This is a genomic window from Leucobacter sp. OH1287 (genome assembly GCF_003859945.1).
Classification (GTDB): Bacteria; Actinomycetota; Actinomycetes; order Actinomycetales; family Microbacteriaceae; genus Canibacter.
The window spans coordinates 110,256-133,185 of the sequence record NZ_RQYM01000005.1 but is presented as its reverse complement, the minus strand read 5'-3'; the positions used below and the strand labels follow the sequence as shown (position 1 = coordinate 133,185).

Sequence of the window (22,930 nt, the reverse complement as noted above, 5' to 3'; positions counted from 1 at the left end):
AGCCTGCTAGCTGTCGCCTCCAGCGCTGCCGGTTGTGCCGGCGTTTACATCGTCGAGGCGGTACTTCTCGTATGCCTTAGCCGGAATATCTGAGGCGATTTTACCCTCCGCAGCAAGCCGCTGCAGCACCTTGTAGACAACGCTCTCGCGGTCGATGCGGAAGTGGCGGCGTGCTGCCGCGCGAGTGTCGCTGAAACCGAAACCGTCCGCTCCGAGCACCGAGTAGTCGCCGGGAACGAACTGGCGTATTTGCTCAGGCACGCCGGTCTCGAAATCGCTGACTGCAACGAACGGCCCCTTAGCGTCCCGCAGTTTCGCGGTGAGGTAGGGGACAGGTGCCGGATCCTTCGGATTATTGAACGCGGTCTTTGCCGCTGCGAGTCCGTCACGGTAGAGCTCTGACCAGCTGGTGACGCTCCAGACGTCAGCTGAAACACCCCAGTCCTGCAGCAGCAGTTCCGCCGCCTCAATCGACCACGGAACAGCAACACCGGAGGCGAGGATTTGCGCCCGCAGTTCGGCGTCCTCACCCTTGTGAACACGGTGAATACCGCGCACAATTCCTTCTACGTCAACATCCTCTGGTTCTGCGGGGTGAATAATCGGCTCATTGTAAACGGTCAGGTAGTAGATGACGTTTGGATCCGGGTGGTTGCCGCCATACATGCGGTCAAGACCCGCCTGAATAATGTGCCCGATCTCGTAACCGTAGGCGGGATCGTAGGAGATTACCGCCGGGTTGGTTGAGGCGAGCAGCGGCGAGTGACCGTCAGCGTGCTGCAGACCCTCACCGGTTAGGGTTGTGCGGCCCGCGGTTGCGCCGATCAGGAAGCCGCGCGCCATCTGGTCGCCGGCAGCCCACAGGGCATCGCCGGTGCGCTGGAAACCGAACATCGAGTAGAAGATGTAGATCGGAACCATCGGCTGACCGTGGGTTGCGTAGGAGGTGCCGGCCGCGGTGAACGCAGCAGAGGCACCGGCCTCGTTAATACCAACGTGCAGCAGCACACCCTGTTCGCTCTCCTTGTAGGCGAGCAGCAGGTTACGGTCAACAGAGGTGTAGGTTTGGCCGTGCGGGTTGTAGATCTTGGAGGCTGGGAAGTAGGAGTCCATACCGAAGGTGCGCGCCTCATCGGGGATGATTGGCACGAAGCGTGGCCCGAACTCTTTATCGCGCATCAGATCCTTCAAGAGACGCACAAAAACCATTGTGGTCGCCGCTTTTTGCTGACCTGATCCCTTCTTGGTGACGGCGTAGGTTTTGTCCTTAGGCAGCGCAACATCAATGTGTTTCGCGGTGCGCTTTGGCAAGTAGCCGCCGAGTGCCTCACGCCGCTCACGAATGTAGCGCAGCGCCTCAGAGTTCTCGTCTGGGCGGTAGTACGGAGGCAGATACGGGTTCTCTTCAAGCTGGGCGTCGGAGATCGGGATCCGCATTGTGTCACGGAACAGTTTCAGATCATCGAGCGTCATCTTTTTCATCTGGTGGGTTGCGTTGCGACCCTCAAAGTGTGAGCCGAGACCGTAGCCTTTAATCGTGTGGGCGAGGATCACGGTTGGGCGACCCCTGTGCTCGGTTGCGGCCTTAAACGCGGCATACACCTTGCGGTAGTCGTGACCGCCGCGTCGTAAGCCCCAGATGCGATCGTCTGAGTAGTCCTCAACGAGTTTCAGGGCGCGTGGATCGCGGCCAAAGAAGTTCTGGCGAACGTAGGCGCCGCTCTCCGCCTTGTATGTCTGGAAGTCACCGTCTGGGGTTGTGTTCATCAGGTTGAGCAGCGCGCCCTCGTGGTCGCGGTTTAGCAGGTCATCCCACTCGCGACCCCAGATAACCTTGATAACGTTCCAGCCCGCACCGCGGAAGAAGCTCTCCAGCTCCTGAATAATTTTGCCGTTACCGCGCACCGGACCGTCAAGCCGCTGCAGGTTACAGTTGATCACGAAGGTTAGGTTATCGAGTCCGTCGTTTGCCGCAACCTGCAGCTGACCGCGGCTTTCAACCTCGTCAAGCTCGCCGTCACCGAGGAACGCCCAGACGTGCTGGTCGCTGCAGTCCTTAATCCCGCGGTTGGTGAGGTAGCGGTTGAACTGTGCCTGGTAGATCGCGTTAATCGGGCCGAGACCCATTGACACGGTTGGGAACTGCCAAAAATCTGGCATCAGCCGCGGGTGCGGGTAGCTTGGAATACCGCCGCCAGGCTGTGAAACCTCTTGCCTAAAACCGTCAAGCTCTGTCGCGCTGAGACGGCCCTCCAGGAATGCACGCGAGTAGATACCGGGGGAGGCATGGCCCTGCACAAACACCTGATCGCCGCCACCCGGGTGATCCGCCCCGCGGAAGAAGTGGTTGAAGCCAACCTCGTAGAGAGATGCGGATGAGGCGTAGGTTGAGATGTGGCCACCGACCTCAATACCGGGACGCTGGGCGCGGTGCACGAGCATCGCGGCGTTCCAGCGGATGTAGGAGCGGTACTCGCGCTCCAGCTGCTCGTCGCCGGGGAACTCGGGTTCGTTCTCGGAGGCGATTGTGTTGATGTAGTCGGTTGTTGGAACCTGCGGAACATTCAGGTGCAAGTCGCGTGACTTAGCCAAGAGACTGCCCATAATTTCGCGGGCGCGGCCTGGGCCTTTAACACGAGCGAGATCCTCGAGTGATTCTTGCCACTCGGCGGTCTCCTGTGGATCCATATCTGGCTGGTCTGGCGCGTATGGGTCCTGGATATTTACGGGCATTATGCTCCTTCGATGTTTGAGCAAACGGTCGTTTTGGATAAAACTTGCTAGGTATTAGCCTACTATGTTTAGCTGGGATTGAGGGAGTGAATATGCTTGGAAAAAAACGGCGGATGGTCAGGGATTTTACGCTGCAAAACCACCGTGCGGAGAGCTTTAACCTGAGAGCCAAACTGGCTGACGGCCCCGTGTGTCTGGTGTTCTTCCCGCTCGCGTTCTCGCCTGTCTGCTCCGCTGAGCTGACAGAGCTTGAACAGCGACTTGATCGTTTTCGAGCGGCCGGTGTGACGCTCGTGGCCGTCTCGGTTGACTCGCCGCACGCGCCCAGGGAGTACCGCGAGCAGCAGGGTTTAAGCTTCGAGCTGCTCTCCGACTTTTGGCCGCACGGCGCGGTTGCTAAACAGTTTGGCGCTTTTAATGCCGAACGGGGCCACGCCACCCGCACAACGGTGTTTATTGGATCCGACGGGGTGCTGCTGAAACGTTTCACCGCGCTGCCGGGCACCAAGCGCAGCCTCGACGACTATCTGCGGGCGCTTAAGAGTGTCTCTGCTCAGCAGGATTGAGCGTGTCGCTGCTCGGCCAGCTCGCGAGCGTCGCTGATTCCCTTGAAAACAAAGGGTGACACGCCTGATTTGCGTTTCTTATTTTGTGCCTGCTATAGTTATTGAGTTGCCAAAAACGGCAGCGAATTAGCGCCTGTAGCTCAGTTGGCTAGAGCACTTGGTTTACACCCAGGGGGTCGGGAGTTCGAGCCTCTCCGGGCGCACAAAACAAGACCGGTTTTCGCCGGTCTTTTTTTTGTTTTTCCTTAGCGGATCCGGGTGCCCGCGGGGTCTGCCAACTAGCGGATGCCCGCGAGCAGCACCATCCCGGCTACCACAGCAACCAGCAGCAGGTAGTCGTGGGGTCTTACCCTGGCGTGATGCCTCACCGTGCGAGTACGGGTGCTCCCAAACCCGCGAGCGTCAAGCGCGTTCGCAACGTCCTCGCTGTGCCTTAGCGCGGAGGAGAGCGCCGCCATAATCGTTGAGAAACCACCGCTGAACCAGCCCGCGGGCTTGCGCTGCAGTAGCTGCTTGCGCTGGCGGATCCGCCGCATATCTTGCCTCAGCAGGCTTGCGTAGCGGTCGCCAAAACCGAGCACGTCAATCACCCGGTAGGGGACGCGGAACTGCCAGATCAGTGTGTCGGCGACCCTGGCCCACTGCACATAGCTCATTATCACAATGAACTGCATCGCCAGCACTGTAAACTGTGCAGCTGGTAGCAGCGCCGCCTGCGCTTGCGCGGTTGTTACTGGCAACCAGTCGACAAGCCGCTCCGAGCTGCCGTTCGCGGGTTTTAGCCAGGTGACGGTTCCGCACCAGATCACCAGCCCAACCACACCGGAGATGGCGATGGTTCTCAGCAGCTGCTGAATCCCCATGCCCAGACCCAAAAGCATTAGCGGGATCGCGGTTGCTACAAGTTGTTGCAGGTTTGGGCTGCGGATCGCGAACGAGACCAGTGCGGTGAGGATTGCAAGCAGCGTCAGCGAGTGAACAAACCGGCCAAGGAACTGTTTGCTGCGCTCCTGCAGCGGCACTCGCGGGCTCTGGTTAGATGCTTGCGGGTGCTGTGAGGCGGTGGGATTCGCGGCTGCAGCGGGTGCGGCGGTGAAATTCGCGGCTGCTGCGGTGGGATTCGCGGCTGCTGCGGTGGGATTCGTGGCCTCGAGAACCAGCGAGGTGACATTACCGGGCAGTTCCAGTTCGGGATCGTGTGTGACCGCGATTGTGATTCGACCCTCGGCACGCCAGGCGAGCAGCTCGGCGATCTGGGCTGCGCCGGTGCGATCCTGGGCGCTGCTCGGTTCGTCAACCAGCAACAGCCAGGGTTCAGCGATCACCGTGCATAGCAGTTGCAGACGCTGCCGCTGCCCGCCGGAGAGTCTCAGCGGATGCTGTTTAAGCTGTTCAGATAGCCCCTCAATCCGAAGCAGCTCAAGCGCGTGCTGCTGTTTGTCGGGCGGTAACTCCTGAATGCTACCGCACCGTCTGACAGTGGCTGCTCGGGCGATCTCAGCTTCCACGCTGGACTCCAGAAACAGCTGGGTTGCACCCTGCTCCAAATAGCCGATCCCGGCGGCGATTCGTGCCGGGTTTTCGGGTGTGATGGATCCGCTAAACAAGAATCTACGAGAGGGCAGCGCCCCTGCTAGCGCCTGCAGCAGGGTGCTTTTACCGCTGCCGTTTGCGCCCCTCACCGCGAGCGAATCACCAGGCACCAGGTGCAGCGAGGTTGGCAGCAGAAGCTGTTTCGGTGTCTCTGACTGTGCTTTTCTGGCCTTCCAGGGAAGCACTGAGCGGGTCTCCTGCACGGCGACAGCGAGGTTTGCGACCGTTAACGATGCGGGCACTCCGGGTGAGTCAGGCGAGTCAGGCGCGTCAGGCGAGTCAGCAGTCGAGGCCGATGCACCAGCGACCAGGCTCCTCGCCCCAGCAGCCGGTGCGGGTGCGGTAGACACTGCCTCACCAGCGCGGTGCGGGGCATACCGCTGCCACTGGCTTTGCGGATCCGCCGCCTGCCAGTGTTGAGGGAGTCTAACGCCCAGCTGTGATGCCCGCTGCTGCAGGGTTTCGCAGGCAGTCTCCGGGGTGCTGTCGCTCACCAGCTCGCCGTCCTGATTGAGCAGGAGCAGGCGATCCGCCAGCCCATAGTGTGCCTGGGGGCTGTGATCGATTGCGAGCACCGTCAGTTCCCGCTGCTGACGCGCAACCGCGAGCGCGCTGCGGAACTGCTCGGCCGCGCGACTGTCGAGCGCTGCTGTCGCCTCGTCAAGCAGCAGCAGCGGCGCTTCCTGGGTGAGCACCGCGGCGAGCGCGAGTCGCTGTTGTTCACCACCGGAGAGGGTGAGCGGATCCTGCTCACGATCAAGGTGCGAAAGCCCAACCATGTTAAGCGCTGCTTCGGCGCGCCGGTCAACCTCGGCGGGGGATTCGCCACGATACTCCCGGGCAAGACACACCTCGTTGAACACGGTTTTACCGATCAGCTGACGGCTCGGTTCCTGCCACATACAGGCGACCAGGGCGGAGCGTTCCAACGCGGTCAGTTCATTGAGCGGCTGCCCGTTCACGATTATCTCGCCGTTCACATACCCGGGAACCGAGGTGCCGAGGATATTGGTGAGAGCCAGCACAAGCGAAGATTTACCGCACCCGGTCGGCCCCGCGAGCACCGTGTATGACCCGCGCGTGAGCCTGAGATTCAGATTTGAGATAACCGGTTTTGAGTCACCGTAACCGACGGTCAGACTGGAGATTACGACGCTGTCTTGCATTGTGTTTTTGGGGTGGATCACGCTGCCTGCGGTGCTGGGGTAGTGTGAAGCGGGAGTCCCTGCGGGTTGATTCCCGCTTTGAAGAGTCATTTCACGATTAGGAATGACAAAAGACCGTAGATGACACCGATGGCGATTTTAATGGCGGAACCGAGCAGTAAAAGTTCAAGCGGTAGCGTATCTCGCAGGGCGGCGACCATGAAAATACCGCTCGAAACCCCGACACCGTAGGCGAAACCACCGATCAGAGACCAGATGAGTACCCGTTTGTTGACGAGATCGCCTGGAACCGGTTTCAGAAGTGGTTTGCCAAGCCACACTGCAAGCTCAACAACCAGTGCACAGAGCAGTGCCATCGCACCGAAACCAATTATGGCGGTTACTAAACCGGTGAGGGCTGCAACACCGGACTTGCGAATCAGCAGGGCTGCGATAATCGAGCCCACAGCAAACGGCAGCGGAGGGGGAGCGCTGAGCCACGCAACTGTTGAGGCGAGCACAGCGTTTAGGGCTATTGCTAACCAGGTGAACACTGCTCCGATAACGCCCAGCACCACACACGCCATCAGTGAGCGGGTGGTAAGCCATTTAGATCTCTTCACTGCTTCTCCTTATTTAGGTAAGACAAGCCTAACTCGGTTGTGCATACTAACAGTAGTAACTAAAATATTCTGTTGTCAATTCTTTTGATGGTGGACGCAGCAACCACCGTTCACAACAGCTTTGCGGGGCAGAAACCCGCGAGTGTTATCGCGATGAGGGGAAAATAATGCCGATAAGCAGTCTGAATATCACCGCCGCTGAGATTGATCAGCTGTTGACCATGGTTCGTGAGGAATCAGACCACCACCACGACGGTGAAGATCACCACCACGACGGTGAAGATCACACATATGCAGCCGTCGAAACGCCCGCTGGTGAGGCTAAAAACCAGTTGCAGCGCACCTACGGTAAACAGGGTTTTCGCACGCTAATCGTCACCCGTTTTGAGCAGCGAGGTAAACAACTGCGGCGGATCTGGTTCAAGCTGGGAGCTGATTCAACGCTGGCTGACTGGTCCGCCCCGAACGTTGCTATGCGGCTGGAAATACCGGTGCAGCCTGAAGAGTTTGCCGGGATTGACGGCACCCCGGAGACTGCGTCACGCGCCTACACGGTTGCGGAGGTGTCTGCGGAGACGGGGGAGATCGCGATTGATTTCGTAACGCACGGATCCACCTCGCCTGTGATGCGCTGGCTAGAGCGGGTTGCCGTCGATGACACAATCTACACCTGGGCGCCGCAGCAGCATCGGGTGCCGCTGGCAGGCACCAAAACCGTGTTCATTGCGGACGCAACCGCCCTCCCCGCTGCCCTCAGTATTCTGCGCACCACCCCGACTGAGCTGGTTGCCGGACTAATCACGAGCGCTCCCGCCGACGAACTTGACCACAATTACGACTTCCTAGAGGGGGTTGAGGTTATTATGGCGGGTGCGGATCCGGGCCAGCTCGCAAACGAGTTCACGGCTCGTGACTGGTCGGGGCTTGAGTCTGTCTGGGCTGCTGGTGAAACGGCGGAGATGAAACCGTTGCGCACCCACACTCGGAAAACGCTGGGCTTTGCCAAGCAGAACACGCAGGTTTATGGCTACTGGAAACGGGGACTGACAACAACAGCGCTTGACGTAAATCGGATGCGGCAGGTGCGTGAAACCCTTGCGTCCGGTGGTGACCTCTCGGAGCTGGAGCGCCGATTCGAAGAGGATGGTGTTTAGAAATAAAATACAAAAACAGGTAAACATCTTATAGAAGGAGCTTTACAATGGTGAGCAGGCTTCCTAAGTGGTACGTCACACTGGTTATCTCAACCGGTTTAATATCACTCGTCTTGGCTTTTACTGCCGCGGCTTTCGAAAACTATCTGTTGCAGGCGATTGTTTGCCTTCTCGGCGCAGCAATTGTGTCCGTTACCTACCTGCGGGTTGAGGTTCCCCTGCTGCAGAAGCGGAAAGCGGCAGGGGAGAATATTGCACTGAGCAAACGAGCGATCGTGTTCGTGATTGCGGCCGGTCTGCTGCTGGGAGCAACCGGGTTGTTTTTCAGCTCAGTGAATGAGTCTGCGGCACACCTGGCAATTGAGATAGGTGCTGTCCTAACCGTTGGTGCAAGCGCTGTGCTTGCCTGGCTAGAGTTTATGAAGAAGCAGGCATAGTTTTCAGCAGGCAAGGCTGTGGGGTGCTACCGTTTTGATAGCACCCCACAGCTTTTAGTTTCGCTATTGAATCTACTCGCTTCATAAGCTGGTAAAGCTGTGAGCGGGCATTAACTGCTTGTTTGCAGCAGCTGGAACTACTTGTTTGCAAGCAGTTGGAACTCGACGTCACCGGTTGGCTCCACCGACACAAACCCGAGGCTTGGAGCCTCAATGTTGTAGTCGGCAAAGGTGATTGGGATAACACCCGCAACCTGAATGTTGCTGCCCTTTTTGGCGACATCCACGTTTAAGGTCACCTCTTTAGTTACACCGTTTAGTGTCAGGTCACCGGTCACCTCCGCTGTCACAACCGCGCTACCGGTCAGTTCCTCTTTCAGCGTCACCGGTTTGGTGAGCTTAAAAGTGCCCTTCGGGTTTTCTGCGGTGTTAACCGTGTTGGTTCTGAAATAGTTGTCACGCCTGTCATTGTCTGTTTTGATGGTTGTAACATCAACCTCAATCTCTGCGGCGCTGAGAGTCTTGTTGTCATCGTCAATGGTGAGAGTGCCTGTGACGTCACTGGTACGGCCGGTCACAACAACATCGGTGCCGTTGAGAACCTCGTTGAGGCGGTAGCCAGCCTCAGAACCGGTTTTAATGTTCCAAGTGCCGGCATAGTCGCTGCCGGAATCGCTAGAGCTGCCCTCTGAACTGCTATCACCGGAGGATGCGGTGACGCTCGGTCTATCCGCGGCGTTCCTCGACACGAAGTTGCTGTAGATAGGTGGCACAGCGATAGCCGCAATCACCCCCAAAGCAATAATGCTGCCAATTGTAATTAGTGCTACTTTTGTCTTCTTTTGCATAACTGCTATTTTGCTCTCGCAAATCATGCGGAGTATGTGTGTTAGATGACAAAAAGCTGAAAATTGTAACGCTTATTCTTCCGGTCAAGGCGGTTTTCCCGGATAGCGGAAGGACGCTAGCCGTGAGCACAGCAAAGGGCGCGGCAGGAGTCTTCTCCCACCGCGCCCTCTCTAGCTGTCACAGCAGACTCAGCGATCCGCTGAGCAGGTTTTCGGCTGCTGTAGCTATGCGACTAAGCTAGCTAGTTTGCGCGCTTGGCAACCTCGCGTGTGACAATCACCGGGCATGGCAGTGACTGTAAAACACCGTGGCTGACGGATCCCAAAAGCAGACGAGAGATCGCGTTCCTGCCGCGGCTACCAACAACGAGCGCGGTCGCCCCGGTCGCTGCCTTCACAAGCGCGGTAACCGGTGGATCCTGCATAATCTCCCGCTTAATCGTGAGATCAGGGTAGCGAGTACTGATACCGGCGGTGCCGATCGCAATCGCCTCCTCAGCGGCCTCACGCTGTGCGTTGAGCAGCTCGTCACTCCACAGATTCTCAAACCCGGGGGTGATCGGCGTCATCCACGCATAGACTGCGTGCAGTTCAACACCGCGCTTGCTTGCCTCCTCAGCGGCGGTTGCAACCGCGAGCCGTGATGACTCTGATCCGTCAACACCAACAACGATGCCCTTGGTCGGCTCCTCTTCAATCAGCGGCACAACCGCGACCGGGCAGTGAGCAACAGCAGCGATCTTAACCGCGCGGGTGCCAAAGAAGCTGCCCGCGAGCTTGCCGCCGTGGTGGGCGCCCAAAACCACGAGGTCGGCGCGCTTGGAAGCTTTCTCAACCTCAGCAACCGGGTGACCCACAACGGCGGTGCTTTCAATATCGCCGCTATAGCCGAGTTCACGGCAGTGCTCAATCTCGGCGGCTAGCAGCTTTTCACTGATCCGCTGCCCCTCAGAGAGGAAGGCAGGGGAGTCAGAAAGAAACGAATCGTCTGTGACGTGCAACAGCTCAACCGTTGCTTTGTGGCTTTTTGCGCGCTCAAGACCCCAGCGCAGTGCCGCCCTGCTCTGTTCTGAGCCGTCAACTCCGATAACAATTTTTTCAGCCATTTTGCTTCCTTTCTAGGGTAGGCGTTTTTAAGACCAGCGCAGGGGTTTGCTGCTACTGCTCTGAAGTCGCAGGAATATGAACGGGGTGAACACCTGCGATGTTCTCGAGTACACGCACAACCTGGCAGCTGTAGCCGTACTCGTTGTCGTACCAAACATAAACAATTGCGGTGTCGCAGGTGATAATGGTTGCCAGTCCGTCAACCACACCAGCGCGATTTGAGCCAACAAAATCGGTTGACACAATCTCCGGTGACTCAACATAGTCGATCTGTGGACGAAGCTTACCGGTGAGTGAAATATCACGCAGGTAGTTGTTCAGTTCGTCACGATCAGCAGCTTTTTCAAGCTGCAGGTTAAGGATCGCGAGTGACACATCCGGGGTTGGGACGCGGATCGCGCTACCGGTCAGCTTGCCAGCGAACTCAGGCAGTGCCTTAGCAACAGCCTTAGCAGCACCGGTCTCGGTGATAACCATGTTGAGAGCCGCGCCGCGTCCGCGACGGTCACCCTTGTGGAAGTTATCGATCAGGTTCTGGTCGTTAGTGTATGAGTGGACGGTCTCAACATGGCCGTGCTTCACACCGTACTTGTCGTTGATAACCTTCAAAACCGGGGTGATCGCGTTGGTTGTGCAGGATGCAGCCGAAAGGATCTTATCCTCCGGGGTGATCACATCCTGGTTGATGCCGTAAACAATGTTCTTCAGATCGCCCTTGCCGGGTGCGGTCAAGAGCACGCGAGCAACACCGCGAGCTTCAAGGTGCTGAGCCAGGCCAGCCTCGTCACGCCAGCGGCCAGTGTTGTCAACCACGATCGCGTCGTTAATACCGTATGCGGTGTAGTCAACGGTGGTTGGATCGTTTGAGTAGATAACCTGGATGCGGACACCGTTGGCGATTAGTACGTTGTTTTCGTGATCCACATCAATGCTGCCGTTGAACGGGCCGTGAACAGAGTCGCGACGCAGCAGGCTAGCACGCTTGTCAAGGTCGTTCTCGCTGCCCTTGCGCACAACAATCGCACGCAGGTTGAGGCCGTTACCACTGCCGGTGTGGGAGATCAGAATGCGAGCGAGCAGACGGCCGATCCGCCCAAAACCGTAGAGCACAACATCTGTGCCAGTAGGAGCGGGGGTTGGGTTCGCGGCCGCGATCTGCTCAGCCAGGTACTCTTTTAAGTCACCGCCGTGCTGCTCAAAGCCGCTCTGCAACAGCGCAAGGTCGAGTGAAACAGGATTCTCTGGGTTAAGCTCAACCAGCGCCTTCACAATAGCGCTAGAAGCCTCCAGAGGCAGCTCAACCTCATCAATTTTGCGAGCAAAACGGTGCGCGCCAATAATTTCGATCGGGGACTTGCTAACGAGAGTGCGACCGTGAACAGACAGCACAATATCGTTGTTGCGGTAGAGGTTTCCGATCAGGGGTATCAGCTCTTCAGCAAGCTGCACTTTCTGATTCCAGTTATCAAGGTGGTCAAGTGATTTTTGGGTCATGGTACCTAACATTTCTGGGACTTGAACAAAAGAACGGCCTGCCCGCCGGTGCCTGCTTCGGTCACACAGTAATTATCTCAGAGCAAACTGGAGAAGCGCTATAAGTTTGCGGTGTGTGAACGGTGGCAAGCGACTAATCTAGAAACTATGGCAAGTTACACACTCCGCGAAGTAAGGCAGACCATCAACCAGCTCTGGGACGAGTCAACGGCAGCTGGCTGGGACCGGGTGGGGCTGGCAATCGGCAACCCCGAACAGCCGGTAACCCATGCGCTGCTGGCGGTTGACGTCACACGCCAGATCGTCGCCGAGGCAAAAGAGCGCGGAGCAGACCTGCTGCTAACCCACCACCCGCTGCTTTTGCGCGGTGTGCACAGCCTCGCCGAAGACACCGCGAAGGGATCCCTCGCCGCCGCGCTAATCAGGGCAAACATTGCACAGATCGCCGCGCACACCAACGCAGACCAGGCAATGGAGGGCGTATCGGCAGAGATCGCTCACCGCCTCGGGCTAAATAACCTGGAGCCGCTTGAACCCGGCGAGACTGAGCAGACAGGGATTGGCCGGGTTGGTGAGCTGGCGGATCCGCTACCGCTGCGAAAGTTTGCTGAGATGCTCTCGGAGATTCTGCCGGAAACAGCGGGCGGCGTCAGGGTTGCTGGATCCGAAAAGCAAATGGTGAAACGGGTTGCGCTGTGCGGCGGAGCGGGAGACAGCCTGCTAAACAATCAGCGGGTGTTGACCGCCGATGTGTATGTCACGAGTGACCTGCGTCACCACCCGGCGCAGGAGGCTCTCGAACAGCACCTGGTTGCCGGAGGACCAGCGCTGATCGACATTTCTCACTGGGCGGCCGAGTCGCTGTGGCTTGCAACCGCGGCAAAGCAGCTGGGTGAGTTGCTGCCGGAGATAACCATCACGGTCAGCGAGATCAACACTGATCCGTGGGTGTTTCGTGTTTAACACTGTGAGGTAATAGACTTTAAGGGTGATGTGGGCTGGTGAGACAGCTGCGTTAGCGCCGGTTTTACCTGCGCTACCGAGGAACGTCCGGGCTCCGCAGGGGAGAACGGTGGCTAACGGCCACCCGGGGTAACCCGCGAGAAAGTGCAACAGAGAGTAGACCGCTGCGCTGATTTTTTCGGCGCAGTAAGGGTGAAAGGGTGGTGTAAGAGACCACCAGCGTTTGTGGTGACACAGGCGGCTAGGTAAACCTCGTTCGGAGCAAGACCATGTAGAGCACGCTATTAGGCGCCCCGCTGAAAGTGCTCGGGTAGGTTGCTAGAGCTTATCCGGTAACGGTAAGCCGAGATAGATAGCTGTCACGGTGACACCCGCGGGTGTCACCGCACAGAACCCGGCGTATGATCTAGCCCACATCACACCCAAATCCGATAGGCTAGTTGTTAAGAACGTTTATCAACTCGTGCTGTCTTGAAGGAGGCGTTGTGGCTACAGAAGACTGGGGTATTGAGGATCCTGAACTGCAATACTGGTTTAACACCAAGACAGGACAGGTTGAGCAGGGTAAGCAGTCTGCTGCGCCATACCGGATGGGTCCCTTCGATACAGCTGAGCAGGCAGCAGGCGCGATGGATCTGGCGAAACAGCGCGCAGCCGAGTGGGCTGCCGAAGAAGAAGCAGAAGACTAGACACCGGGCCAAAGATGTCTAAACAGCGGGATAATGTGCTGCGCACAATCGAAGAGAAGAATGTGCGCTTTGTGCGGCTCTGGTTCGCAGATATTCAGGGAACACTAAAATCGGTTTCGCTCGCCCCGGCAGAGGTTGAGGGCGCGTTCAGTGAGGGTATCGGTTTTGACGGCAGCGCGATTGAGGGAATGACCCGAGCCTTCGAGTCTGACCTTTTGGCTGTGCCGGACGCGAGCACCTTCCAGCTGCTGCCATACCGCAGTGGCGTTGAACCAACCGGGCGCATGTTCTGCGACATCCGCACCCCAAACGGTGAACCCGCGGTTTTTGACCCGCGCCACGTGCTCAAAAAGCAGCTCGCGAAGGCAGAGGATCTGGGTTTCACCTTCTACACCCATCCCGAGATCGAGTTCTATTTGTTAAAGAACGAGACCGGTGTTAACGGTGAGCCGATTCCCGTCGACCGTGCAGGCTACTTTGACAATGTGCCGGGTGGCACAGCCCACGATTTTCGGCGTGCAAGCGTTAACATGCTAGAGGATCTCGGCATCACCGTCGAGTTCAGTCACCACGAGGGCGGCCCCGGCCAGAACGAGATTGACCTGCGCTACGCTGACGCGCTAACAATGGCGGACAACATTATGACGTTCCGCGCGGTTGTGAAGGAGGTTGCGATCTCCCAGGGCGTGCGAGCAACATTTATGCCGAAACCCTTTGCTGATGCCCCGGGTTCTGGTATGCACACCCATCTGTCACTGTTTGAGGGGGAGCAGAACGCCTTTTACGATCCGGGCGCGAAATATCAGCTGTCGGTGACCGGCCGCCGCTTCGTTGCAGGGCTGTTAAAACACGCCCGCGAGATCACCGCCGTCACAAACCAGTACGTTAACTCCTACAAGCGCCTGTGGGGAGGCGATGAGGCGCCCTCCTACGCCGCCTGGGGTCACCTCAACCGTTCCGCGCTTGTTCGCGTGCCGAGCTTTAAAACCGGTAAAGCCAGCAGCGCCAGAATCGAATACCGCGCAATCGACAGCGCCTGCAATCCCTACCTGGCATACTCGGTGCTGCTCGCCGCTGGTCTGAAGGGGATAACGGAGGAGTACGAGCTGCCGCCCGAGGCGGAGGAGAACGTTTGGGAGCTCACCCGACTGGAGCGCCGCGCAATGGGCGTTGACGCGCTGCCGGGAAGTCTCGACCAGGCACTGCACGTTATGGAGAACTCCGACCTGGTTGCGGATGCGCTCGGGGAGCAGGCATTCGCCTACTTCCTACGTGATAAATACAACGAGGCTGACCAGTATCGCAGACAGGTCACGCCCTGGGAGCTGGAACACAACCTCGACCGGCTATAAAACCTATGACACGCTCCGCCGGTTTAACCCTCAGCCTGATCGCAAAAGCGGGCTTTGCAGAGCTGTCACGTGCCCGTGAAATGCTCGGCGAACTAGCTAACAAAACCGGGATTGAAACAGTCGAGCTGCTCAGCTATTTTGAGCTGGCGGCGGATCCCGACACCGCGCTCAATCACACGCTCGTGCTTGCAGACCAGGGGCAGCTTCGCGGTTTCACACCCGAGCAGTGGCAGCGATTCTGCCTGGTCGGGGGAGCGTCCCCGGCGCTGCTCGAGTTTTGGCAGCGAAACCCGCAGTCGCTTACGCGTTTTCAAAAAGAGGGCGGATTTATTCCGCAGCAGCACCAGATCACCGAGGAGCTGAAAGCGGCGGTGGCTGACGGATCCGCAATAAAAACCGGGGCGGCGGGCTGGAACGCGCTGCGGATTCGCTACCGCGAGCTGCTGGCGGCGGTTGTTTGCGCGGACCTTGAAGGGTCGGCGGCGGTTAACGGCGCAGCAATGTTTGAGCGGATCAGTGTCGCGCTGTCTGAGCTCGCTGCGGGCGCGATCTCTGTTGCGCTGGAGATTGCCAGGGCAACGCTCGTTGCTGGGCAAGGGAATGGGCTGCCGATTCCGGTTGAGCACGCTAAACAGGCGCCGCTCGCGATTGTTGCGATGGGTAAGTGCGGGGCGCAGGAACTAAACGTGGTCTCCGACGTTGATGTGATCTTTATCACCGACGAGCTGCAGACTGAAGGGGCGCTGAAGGGTGATGCGCTGCTAAAAGCGACAACTCGGCTGGCGTCCGAGACGATGCGGGTGATTCACGATCCGGCGATTGAGCCGCCGCTCTGGCAGTTGGACGCGAACCTCAGACCGGAGGGGAAGAACGGTCCGCTCGTTCGAACCCTCGGCTCGTGCCTCAACTACTACAACAACTGGGCGCAGGCGTGGGAGTTTCAGGCGCTGTTAAAGGCGCGGGCGATCGCCGGCGATATGGCGATCGGTGAGGCGTTCGTTGAAGCCACCCGGCCACTCGTTTGGGCATCCAGACAGCGGGAGGATTTCGTTGGCAGTGTGCAGCGGATGCGCGAGCGCGTCACCGAGTATCTCGACCCCGAGGATATTGACTATCAGATAAAACTCGGCCCCGGCGGCTTGCGAGACGTAGAGTTTAGTGTGCAGCTGCTGCAGCTTGTGCACGGCGAAATTGATGAATCGCTGCGGCTGCGGGGCACTCTCGAATCGCTCAGGGCACTGATCGCGGGCGGCTATATTGCGCGCAGCGACGGCCAGGAACTGATTATCGCCTACAGTGAGCTGCGGGTTTTGGAGCACCGGCTGCAACTGCGCAAACTACAGCGCACCGCGCTGATGCCCCGTGATGAGGATGCGCAGCGGATACTCGCCCGCGCGAGCGGCTACCAGGGCGCAAGCGAGATGGTTAACGCCTGGGAACACAACAAGATCAGGGTGCGCAGCCTCCACCTTAAGATTTTTTATGCGCCGCTTCTCAGCGCTGTCGCAGGCCTCGGCACAGAGGAGTTTGTGCTCACCAACCAGGCTGCGGCCGAGCGGCTCAGCAGCATCGGGTTTAGGGATCCACAGAGCGCGCTTGCGCACCTTGGCGCGCTCACAAGCGGCACCTCCCGGCGCGCCACAATTCAGCGAAACCTCTTGCCGGTGCTGCTGCAGTGGCTTGCGCAAGGGGCTGACCCCGATTACGGGCTTGTTGCCTTCCGCCGGATCAGCGACGCGAACGCTAAACAGCACTGGTATCTTCGGCTTTTGCGCGACGGCACCGAGGTTGCTGAGCGTTTAACCGCTATCCTGTCTGGATCACGTTTCACCGCTGACCTGCTTGAAACAAGGCCGGAATCGGTCGCCTGGTTGGAGAGTGACGAGACACTGCGGCCACGCTCCCACAGTCTGATCCTTGACGAGATGCGCGCCGTTGCGCAGCGCCGTGAAGTGATTGGGGAGGTTGCTGAGCAGCTGCGTGCAATCCACCGCCGCGAGATTCTGCGGCTCGCAATGGGCAGGGTTGTTGGCGTTAACGACGAGGCCGCTGTTGCGATGGGGCTCGACGCAGCCCACAGCGCCCTGCTGGAGGTCCTGCTTGAGCAGCTGCAGCGGCTGGATCCGCGCTACAGCGGGCTAGAGATTTCGCTGATCGCGCTCGGCAGGTTTGGTGGTCAGGAACTCGGGTTCAGCTCCGACCTGGATTTGATCGTGGTTTACCGGGCAGTGCCCGAGCGTGCCGAGGCGAGGCGGGATGCCGAGCATCTGGTGCAGCAGTTGAAAGCGCTGGTGGCGGATCCGCGATTCCCCGTCGAATTGGATTTCGATCTGCGCCCCGAGGGTAAAAACGGTGCTTTTGCCCGGACACTAGAGGGGTACGCCGCCTACTATCAAAAATGGTCGCTCACCTGGGAGGCGCAGGCGCTGCTGCGTGCCCGGCCGATTGCCGGCAGTGGCGAGCTGGGGGCGGAGTTTATCGCCATCGCGAACACGGTTCGATACCCGGAGGCGGGTTTGAGCGAAACCGATATGCGCGAGATTCGACTTTTGAAGGCGCGTATGGAGAGCGAGCGGCTGCCGCGCGGCGTCGAACCGACACGGCATCTGAAGCTGGGACCGGGCGGTATCTCTGACACCGAGTGGCTTGTGCAGCTGTGGCAGTTGCAGTGTGCGGCGAGGATCCCCGAGTTTAAAACCACCAGCACGCTGGCGGCGCTTGAGGTTGCCGTGAAAGAGGGACTGTGTGAGGCAACCGACGCCGACAGGCTGCGGGAGGCGTGGCGGCTGGCAAGCTCACTGCGTTCCGCCGAGAAACTGTGGCTCGGCAGGAGCACCGACGTGCTCTCTCACAACCGTTTCGAGCTTGAGGGCATCGCGCGGATCCTCGGCCTACCGCCCGATCACACAACCGCGCTAGAGGAGCGCTGGCTAACAACCGCGAGAAAAGCGCGCCGCGTGTTTGAGCGCGAGTTCTTCGGTGAGGGCGTCAGCGCCGGGGCAGACTACGGCTATTAACAAACAGGGGCGGATCCGTGTGGATCCACCCCTGTTGCTTGCGGCTGCTAGCGGCTAGACACCGTAGTAGAGCTCGAACTCGAACGGGTGCGGCCGGAGCGCCATCGGTGCGAGCTCTGCTTCACGCTTGTACTCGATCCAGGCGTCGATCAGCTCCTTGGTGAACACACCACCCTGCAGCAGGAACTCGTGATCCGCCTCAAGCGCCTCCAGCGCCTCAGCGAGATCGCCCGGAACCTGCGGGATGTTCTTTGCTTCCTCCGGTGGCAGCTCGTAAAGGTCCTTGTCGATTGGTGCGAGCGGCTCAATCCGGTTTCTGATGCCGTCGAGGCCGGCCATCAGCTGCGCGGCAAACGCGAGATACGGGTTGCCTGAAGCATCTGGTGCGCGGAACTCGATGCGCTTCGCCTTCGGGTTTGAGCCGGTGATTGGAATGCGGATCGCAGCAGAGCGGTTGCCAGCTGAGTAGGCGAGGTTAACCGGCGCCTCGTAGCCCTTCACCAGGCGACGGTAGCTGTTAATGGTTGGGTTTGTGAACGCGAGCACAGCCGGTGCGTGCTTTAGAATACCGCCGATGAACCAGCGTGCTGTGTCTGACAGGCCAGCGTAGCCGTTCTCGTCGTAGAACAGTGGCTCGCCGTTTGCCCACAGTGACATGTGGGTGTGCATACCGGAGCCGTTATCGCCCTGCACAGGCTTCGGCATGAAGGTAGCGGTTTTGCCCCACTGCTCGCAGGTGTTTTTCACGATGTACTTGAACTTCAGCACGTCATCGGCTGCTGCAACCATTGTGTTGAAACGGTAGTTAATCTCTGCCTGACCGGGGATTCCAACCTCGTGGTGGGAGCGTTCAAGGGTGAGGCCCGCGTCGATGAGACGCAGTGAGATATCGTCGCGCAGGTCAGCCTGCTTGTCGGTTGGTGTTACCGGGAAGTAACCGCCCTTAACCGGGGTTTTGTGGCCGAGGTTAGCGTCACCGAGCTCGCTGTCGTAGGCGGTCCACGGAGCTTCTTCGCCGTTTAGCTCGTAGCCTGTCGCCTGTGGCAGGTTACGCACCTTAATCGAATCGAAGATGTAGAACTCTGCCTCCGGTGCAAAGAAAGCGGTGTCGGCGATGCCAGTTGAGCTGAGGTACTGCTCTGCCTTTTTAGCAACCTGGCGTGGATCCTTGTGGAAGATTTCACCGGTCCGCGGGTTGTAGATGTCGCAGATAACGATTAGGGTTTTCTCGGCGCGGAACTGATCAATGTAACAGGTTGTGACGTCGGGGATCAGCTGCAGGTCTGATTCAGCAATTCCGACAAAACCCCTGATTGATGAGCCGTCAAACATTTGACCGTTGGTGAAGAAGTCTTCGTCAACGGACGCGGCGGGAATATTAAAGTGCTGCTGCACACCCGGAAGGTCTGTGAAGCGAATATCTACAAACTTGACATCGTTTTCGGCGATGTAGTCAAGCATCTCCTGCGGTGTACTAAACATGAAACTCCTTCATGGCGCAAAAACTTGAAATGGTGCCCGGCACTGCCTGCCGGTTAACACGCACAATCTAATTTTACGCTGCCGCGGCTGGGTTTGTTGTCATTCCCGCTAAATTCACCGCTAACTTCGTGCTTAAAGCGGGTTTTTACCGGCCAGCCTGGCGTGGCTGCGCTGCTAGAATTGTTAGCATGACAGGCCAACAGCAGATTAAATTCGGGGATCTAGAGCCGAGTAAGTTTCCCGGTGAGCGTTTAGGTTTGCCAGAGTCCGGCCCAGGGTCGGTTGCGCGTTTCGGTAGGCGGGTGCTCGCGATCTGTGTTGACTGGCTGATCGCCTCGGTTATCTCAATGTTTTTTATCCCCGCACCGTGGACATCTTTTGGCACGCTCGGTATTTTCGCTGTTTTACAGGTGCTGTTTATCACCTTTATTGGCGGATCCGCGGGTCACTACATGTTTGGCTTGCGGGTTATAACCCTCAGCGGCCAATCTGCCGGTTTCTTGAAGGCGCTGGCCAGAACCCTACTGCTGTGCATTGTTGTGCCGGTGCTTGTTTGGGACTCAGACCAGCGCGCCTTCCACGATAAAATCCCGGGAACCGTGCTGGTTCGCGTTTAACCTATTTTGGCCAACTGCTGAGTTTAGTTTAGCCAGCCTGTTCGTCAGGCTGGCCAGCCGGTGCGTGTTTAGCGTGGCCTGCTTGGGCGCCGCATCCGCATTGGGTCGATTCCCTTTGGAATGCCGAGCGGTTCCTGCTTCAGCGTCTGCAGACGGTTATAAACCTCCTGCACCTCTGCGCGGTTAAGGCTGCGCTTAATCTTGTAGATGGTTTTCGGCAGCTCCGGCAGGGGAGTCTGATCTGGTTCACGACCAACGTGGATCTTCGTCACCGGGATGTTGCTGAGCGCTGCAGAGCGGCGGATCCGCCTCTCCTCTTTCACCATTAGGTCCTTCGCCTTGGCGCTCGCGCCCTCCGCAACAAGCACAATGCCGCCGCGACCAACCGCGCGGTAAACATAGGTCTGGCTACGAGCCTCAATCGCGACCGGTTTTTCTGATCCGCGGTATGACCTGCGAAGTCCACCAGAAACAACAGCGCCTGCGGCACCGGGGCGACCCTCAATCTGCTCGTAGGCGGCCTTCTCGGCGCGGCGACCGAGCACAATAGTCGCGAGCAAAACGCCGACTAAAGCACCGGTGAGTGGCCACAGGATGTAGGCAACAATCCCTCCCGGCAGCAGCACCGCGAGCAGCGTAGCAACCAGAATTGGCGCCAGGAACGCCAACAGCATCATCAGCGTCAGGTTCTTGTCGTGTGCCTTCGTAGTCTTATAGACCTGCACCATTTGTTTGATGCGGCCGGGTTCTTTCTGCTGCTTCTCTTTCGCCATGTTTTCTAGGATACCCTGTAGCTTTGGGTTTTATGTAACTGATTTGCTGGTTTTTGCCGCATGTTAGCTAACAGCGTGATTGCGCAGGTGGATCCACCGGACAGACTTGCGAAATGTTAGCACAGCAACCTGCTTCTCAAGCAAGGGAGTTTCTCGATCCACTCCGGTTTTTGTGGTGTGATTCGGGCGTTTATCTCAGCCGTTAAAACAGTCGCGGTTGTGTATCGCCGCTGCCTGGTGGCTAAGCCAGCGGATCCGCCCCTCGCCGCCTGCCGCTGGAAGGTTTCTGTATCGCTCACCGCCTCCTGCAGTAATTGGTAGCTACCGGGCTGTTTTAACAGAGCGGGAAGCTGCTGTTTATAGAGGCGTTTCGCGAATGCTCTGGTGGGGAGTGTGGACTCGCGGTTCTTGTCAGCGCGCCGGCGCCGTAACCTCGCCAGTTTTGCCAGCGGGTGTTCGCTGAGGATGAGCTGCAGTTTGCCGTCTCGGTAGCGTAAACGGCTGAGGTCTGCTTGCCGCAGTGTCTGCTGCGGTAGCCGACTGTTTTCTGCGGCCGAGGTAAGCTGCAGTAACAGCCAGGCAACGTGGGCGCATCGCCAGTTGTTTGTTTGCTGTGGGTTGTTGTGTTTCATAGCCCAATCATGGCAGCGGGGGAGCCATGGCGGTGAGGGCTGCTTCAAACTGTGGAAAACTGCTGTCAACTGCGGCAGTTTTCCGGGCTGTTAACAACGGTTTACCGGCCGTGAAAAGTGGCTGTTTTCCGTGCTCTTACAGCGGCCCTGAACATTCCCAGCGGCCCTGGAGGCTCTCTACGACCCTGGGGTAAAAGTAAACGGCTGCGACGCAGGTTTTCTGCGCCACAGCCGCCTAGATTTTAGTGGTTTTAAGCGGGGTTAGATTCCCAAATCTCTTGAGAACTGGCCTGCCTCAAGACGCTGCTTGATCTGTGAGAGGAAGCGAGCAGCGTCCGCGCCGTCAATGATCCGGTGATCGTATGACAGCGCAAGGTAGACGTAGGAACGGATACCGATTGTCTCACCCTCGTCTGTTTTCACAACGCCGGGCTCTTTAATAACAGCGCCGGTGCCGAGGATTGCAGACTGTGGTAGGAACACAACCGGGGTGTCAAACAGAGCACCGCGTGAACCCGTGTTGGTCAGTGTGAAGGTACCGCCAGCGAGCTCGTCTGGTTTCAGCTGGTTGTTGCGGGTGCGCTCAGCCAGGTCAGCGATCTCAGCAGCGAACTGGGCAATGTTCTTGCCAGCTGCGTTGCGAATCACCGGGGTGAGCAGACCACGCTCGGTGTCAACCGCGATGCTGATGTTCTCACTCGCAGGGTAGACAATGCTGTCGCCGTCAACGGTGCAGTTGATAATCGGGTAGGTCTGCAGCGCCTCGGTTGCGGCAACAGCGAAGAACGGCATAAACGATAGTTTGTTGCCGGTTTTTGCCAGGAACTCCTCCTTCTTTGCAGCACGCAGCTGCGCAACCTTGGTGACATCAACCTTCACAACGGTTGTCAGCTGTGCGGTCTGCTGCATTGAGGCAACAGCGCGCTCGGCAACAACCTTGCGCAGGCGGCTCATCTTGACGGTTGTACCGCGCAGCGGTGAAACCTCAAGCGGTGCTGGTGCGTCAGCTGGCTGCTCCTGTGAGGCTGCTGCCTTAACATCTTCTTTGCGGATCCTGCCACCGATGCCGGTGCCAACCACCTTGCTCAGATCAACGCCGAGCTCAGAGGCGAGCTTGCGCACAATCGGGGTGACGTAACCGGATCCACCAGCGGCAGCAGCTGGGGCAGCCGCTGGCTGAGCAGCCGGTGCTGCCGGAGCCGCAGGGGCAGCTGGTGCTGCAGGAGCTGCTGGTGGATCCGGAAGCTTGTCAAACGCCTGTGCAGGGGCAGCGGCGCTGGAAACAGCGGCCGGTGACAGGGGTGGCTCAGGAGCAGCGTGAGCGGGAGCTGGCGCAGGCGCCGGAGCAGGCTCTGGCGCTGGCTCAGGAGCTGGTGCCGGTGCTGGCTCAGGCTCTGGAACTGGTTCTGGTTCCGCAGCAGGTTCTGGGGTAGCGGCCGGCGCAGCAGCACCGGATCCGTCGCCGATTCGTGCGAGCACGCCGCCAACCTCGACGGTTTCGTCCTCCTGCACGAGAATCTCTTCGAGTACGCCCGCAAACGGTGAAGGAACCTCGGTGTCAACCTTGTCAGTTGAAACCTCCAGCAGTGGCTCGTCAACCTCTACTGTGTCCCCAATGTTTTTTAGCCACTGTGTGACTGTTCCCTCGGTTACGCTCTCGCCGAGGGCTGGAAGGGTTACTTCCTGACTCATGATCTAATCTCCG

18 protein-coding genes, 1 tRNA gene and 1 other RNA gene are annotated in these 22,930 nt (G+C 58.5%); 10 read left to right on the top strand and 10 right to left on the bottom strand.

The annotated features are described in order from the left end of the window. Positions 1 to 6: 6 nt before the first annotated feature. A complete protein-coding gene (gene aceE / locus EII30_RS04260; RefSeq protein WP_124886082.1) occupies positions 7 to 2,733 on the bottom strand; it encodes a pyruvate dehydrogenase (acetyl-transferring), homodimeric type in 2,727 nt (908 codons plus the stop codon). 92 nt (positions 2,734 to 2,825) lie between these two features. Here aceE and EII30_RS04255 point away from each other — a divergent pair, with 92 nt between their 5' ends. Together EII30_RS04255 and EII30_RS04250 are read left to right on the top strand one after the other, a co-directional pair. Beyond that, positions 2,826 to 3,299, top strand: coding sequence for a redoxin domain-containing protein (locus EII30_RS04255; RefSeq protein ID WP_124886081.1), 474 nt, complete (start codon positions 2,826 to 2,828; stop codon positions 3,297 to 3,299). Between the two features lie 129 nt (positions 3,300 to 3,428). Further along, positions 3,429 to 3,502, top strand: a tRNA-Val gene (locus tag EII30_RS04250). A 75-nt stretch (positions 3,503 to 3,577) separates the two neighbouring features. Here the strand turns inward: EII30_RS04250 and EII30_RS04245 are convergent. Continuing rightward, complete coding sequence (locus EII30_RS04245) at positions 3,578 to 6,148, bottom strand: ATP-binding cassette domain-containing protein (RefSeq protein WP_124886080.1); 2,571 nt, start codon at positions 6,146 to 6,148, stop codon at positions 3,578 to 3,580. After that, positions 6,145 to 6,660, bottom strand: coding sequence for a hypothetical protein (locus EII30_RS04240; RefSeq protein WP_124886079.1), 516 nt, complete (start codon positions 6,658 to 6,660; stop codon positions 6,145 to 6,147). The genes EII30_RS04245 and EII30_RS04240 overlap by 4 nt, the downstream gene beginning before the upstream one ends. Before the next feature lie 167 nt (positions 6,661 to 6,827). Here EII30_RS04240 and EII30_RS04235 point away from each other — a divergent pair, with 167 nt between their 5' ends. Both EII30_RS04235 and EII30_RS04230 read left to right on the top strand, forming a co-directional pair. Then, the gene (locus tag EII30_RS04235; protein WP_124886078.1) at positions 6,828 to 7,814 is read left to right on the top strand and encodes a siderophore-interacting protein; all 987 of its coding nucleotides are present in this window, start codon (positions 6,828 to 6,830) and stop codon (positions 7,812 to 7,814) included. 47 nt (positions 7,815 to 7,861) lie between these two features. Continuing rightward, positions 7,862 to 8,251, top strand: coding sequence for a hypothetical protein (locus EII30_RS04230; RefSeq protein WP_124886077.1), 390 nt, complete (start codon positions 7,862 to 7,864; stop codon positions 8,249 to 8,251). Positions 8,252 to 8,388: 137 nt separating this feature from the next. On the opposite strand, the gene EII30_RS04225 is transcribed toward EII30_RS04230, so the two are convergent. The 3 genes from EII30_RS04225 to EII30_RS04215 form a co-directional block, all read right to left on the bottom strand. Continuing rightward, positions 8,389 to 9,099, bottom strand: a complete 711-nt coding sequence (locus EII30_RS04225; protein WP_124886076.1) for a YceI family protein — start codon at positions 9,097 to 9,099, stop codon at positions 8,389 to 8,391. Between the two features lie 242 nt (positions 9,100 to 9,341). Beyond that, positions 9,342 to 10,205: a universal stress protein gene (locus EII30_RS04220; protein ID WP_124886075.1), complete on the bottom strand. Its 864-nt coding sequence runs from the start codon at positions 10,203 to 10,205 to the stop codon at positions 9,342 to 9,344. Between the two features lie 52 nt (positions 10,206 to 10,257). Continuing rightward, on the bottom strand, positions 10,258 to 11,700 hold the full coding sequence (locus EII30_RS04215; RefSeq protein ID WP_124886074.1) for a glyceraldehyde-3-phosphate dehydrogenase: 1,443 nt from the start codon (positions 11,698 to 11,700) through the stop codon (positions 10,258 to 10,260). Positions 11,701 to 11,847: 147 nt separating this feature from the next. Between EII30_RS04215 and EII30_RS04210 the strand changes: the two genes are divergently transcribed. The 5 genes from EII30_RS04210 (at position 11,848) to EII30_RS04190 (ending at position 17,721) form a co-directional block, all read left to right on the top strand. After that, the gene (locus tag EII30_RS04210) at positions 11,848 to 12,663 is read left to right on the top strand and encodes a Nif3-like dinuclear metal center hexameric protein (protein WP_124886073.1); all 816 of its coding nucleotides are present in this window, start codon (positions 11,848 to 11,850) and stop codon (positions 12,661 to 12,663) included. A gap of 31 nt (positions 12,664 to 12,694) precedes the next feature. Then, positions 12,695 to 13,081, top strand: an RNA gene (gene rnpB, locus EII30_RS04205) — RNase P RNA component class A. A 67-nt stretch (positions 13,082 to 13,148) separates the two neighbouring features. Then, on the top strand, positions 13,149 to 13,352 hold the full coding sequence (locus tag EII30_RS04200) for a methionine aminopeptidase (RefSeq protein ID WP_124886072.1): 204 nt from the start codon (positions 13,149 to 13,151) through the stop codon (positions 13,350 to 13,352). A gap of 14 nt (positions 13,353 to 13,366) precedes the next feature. Further along, positions 13,367 to 14,704, top strand: coding sequence for a glutamine synthetase family protein (locus EII30_RS04195; protein WP_124886071.1), 1,338 nt, complete (start codon positions 13,367 to 13,369; stop codon positions 14,702 to 14,704). A gap of 5 nt (positions 14,705 to 14,709) precedes the next feature. Beyond that, positions 14,710 to 17,721 (top strand): bifunctional [glutamine synthetase] adenylyltransferase/[glutamine synthetase]-adenylyl-L-tyrosine phosphorylase, encoded by a 3,012-nt coding sequence (locus tag EII30_RS04190; protein ID WP_124886070.1) that lies wholly within the window; start codon positions 14,710 to 14,712, stop codon positions 17,719 to 17,721. Positions 17,722 to 17,775: 54 nt separating this feature from the next. Here the strand turns inward: EII30_RS04190 and glnA are convergent, their stop codons facing one another. Beyond that, a complete protein-coding gene (glnA, locus tag EII30_RS04185; protein ID WP_124886069.1) occupies positions 17,776 to 19,203 on the bottom strand; it encodes a type I glutamate--ammonia ligase in 1,428 nt (475 codons plus the stop codon). A 188-nt stretch (positions 19,204 to 19,391) separates the two neighbouring features. Between glnA and EII30_RS04180 the strand changes: the two genes are divergently transcribed. Further along, complete coding sequence (locus EII30_RS04180) at positions 19,392 to 19,820, top strand: RDD family protein (RefSeq protein WP_124886068.1); 429 nt, start codon at positions 19,392 to 19,394, stop codon at positions 19,818 to 19,820. Between the two features lie 68 nt (positions 19,821 to 19,888). Here the strand turns inward: EII30_RS04180 and EII30_RS04175 are convergent, their stop codons facing one another. The 3 genes from EII30_RS04175 to EII30_RS04165 form a co-directional block, all read right to left on the bottom strand. After that, complete coding sequence (locus tag EII30_RS04175) at positions 19,889 to 20,593, bottom strand: DUF4191 domain-containing protein (protein WP_124886067.1); 705 nt, start codon at positions 20,591 to 20,593, stop codon at positions 19,889 to 19,891. A gap of 116 nt (positions 20,594 to 20,709) precedes the next feature. After that, the gene (locus EII30_RS04170) at positions 20,710 to 21,225 is read right to left on the bottom strand and encodes a hypothetical protein (protein ID WP_124886066.1); all 516 of its coding nucleotides are present in this window, start codon (positions 21,223 to 21,225) and stop codon (positions 20,710 to 20,712) included. A gap of 261 nt (positions 21,226 to 21,486) precedes the next feature. Continuing rightward, positions 21,487 to 22,917, bottom strand: coding sequence for a 2-oxo acid dehydrogenase subunit E2 (locus tag EII30_RS04165; RefSeq protein ID WP_124886065.1), 1,431 nt, complete (start codon positions 22,915 to 22,917; stop codon positions 21,487 to 21,489). Positions 22,918 to 22,930 lie beyond the last annotated feature (13 nt).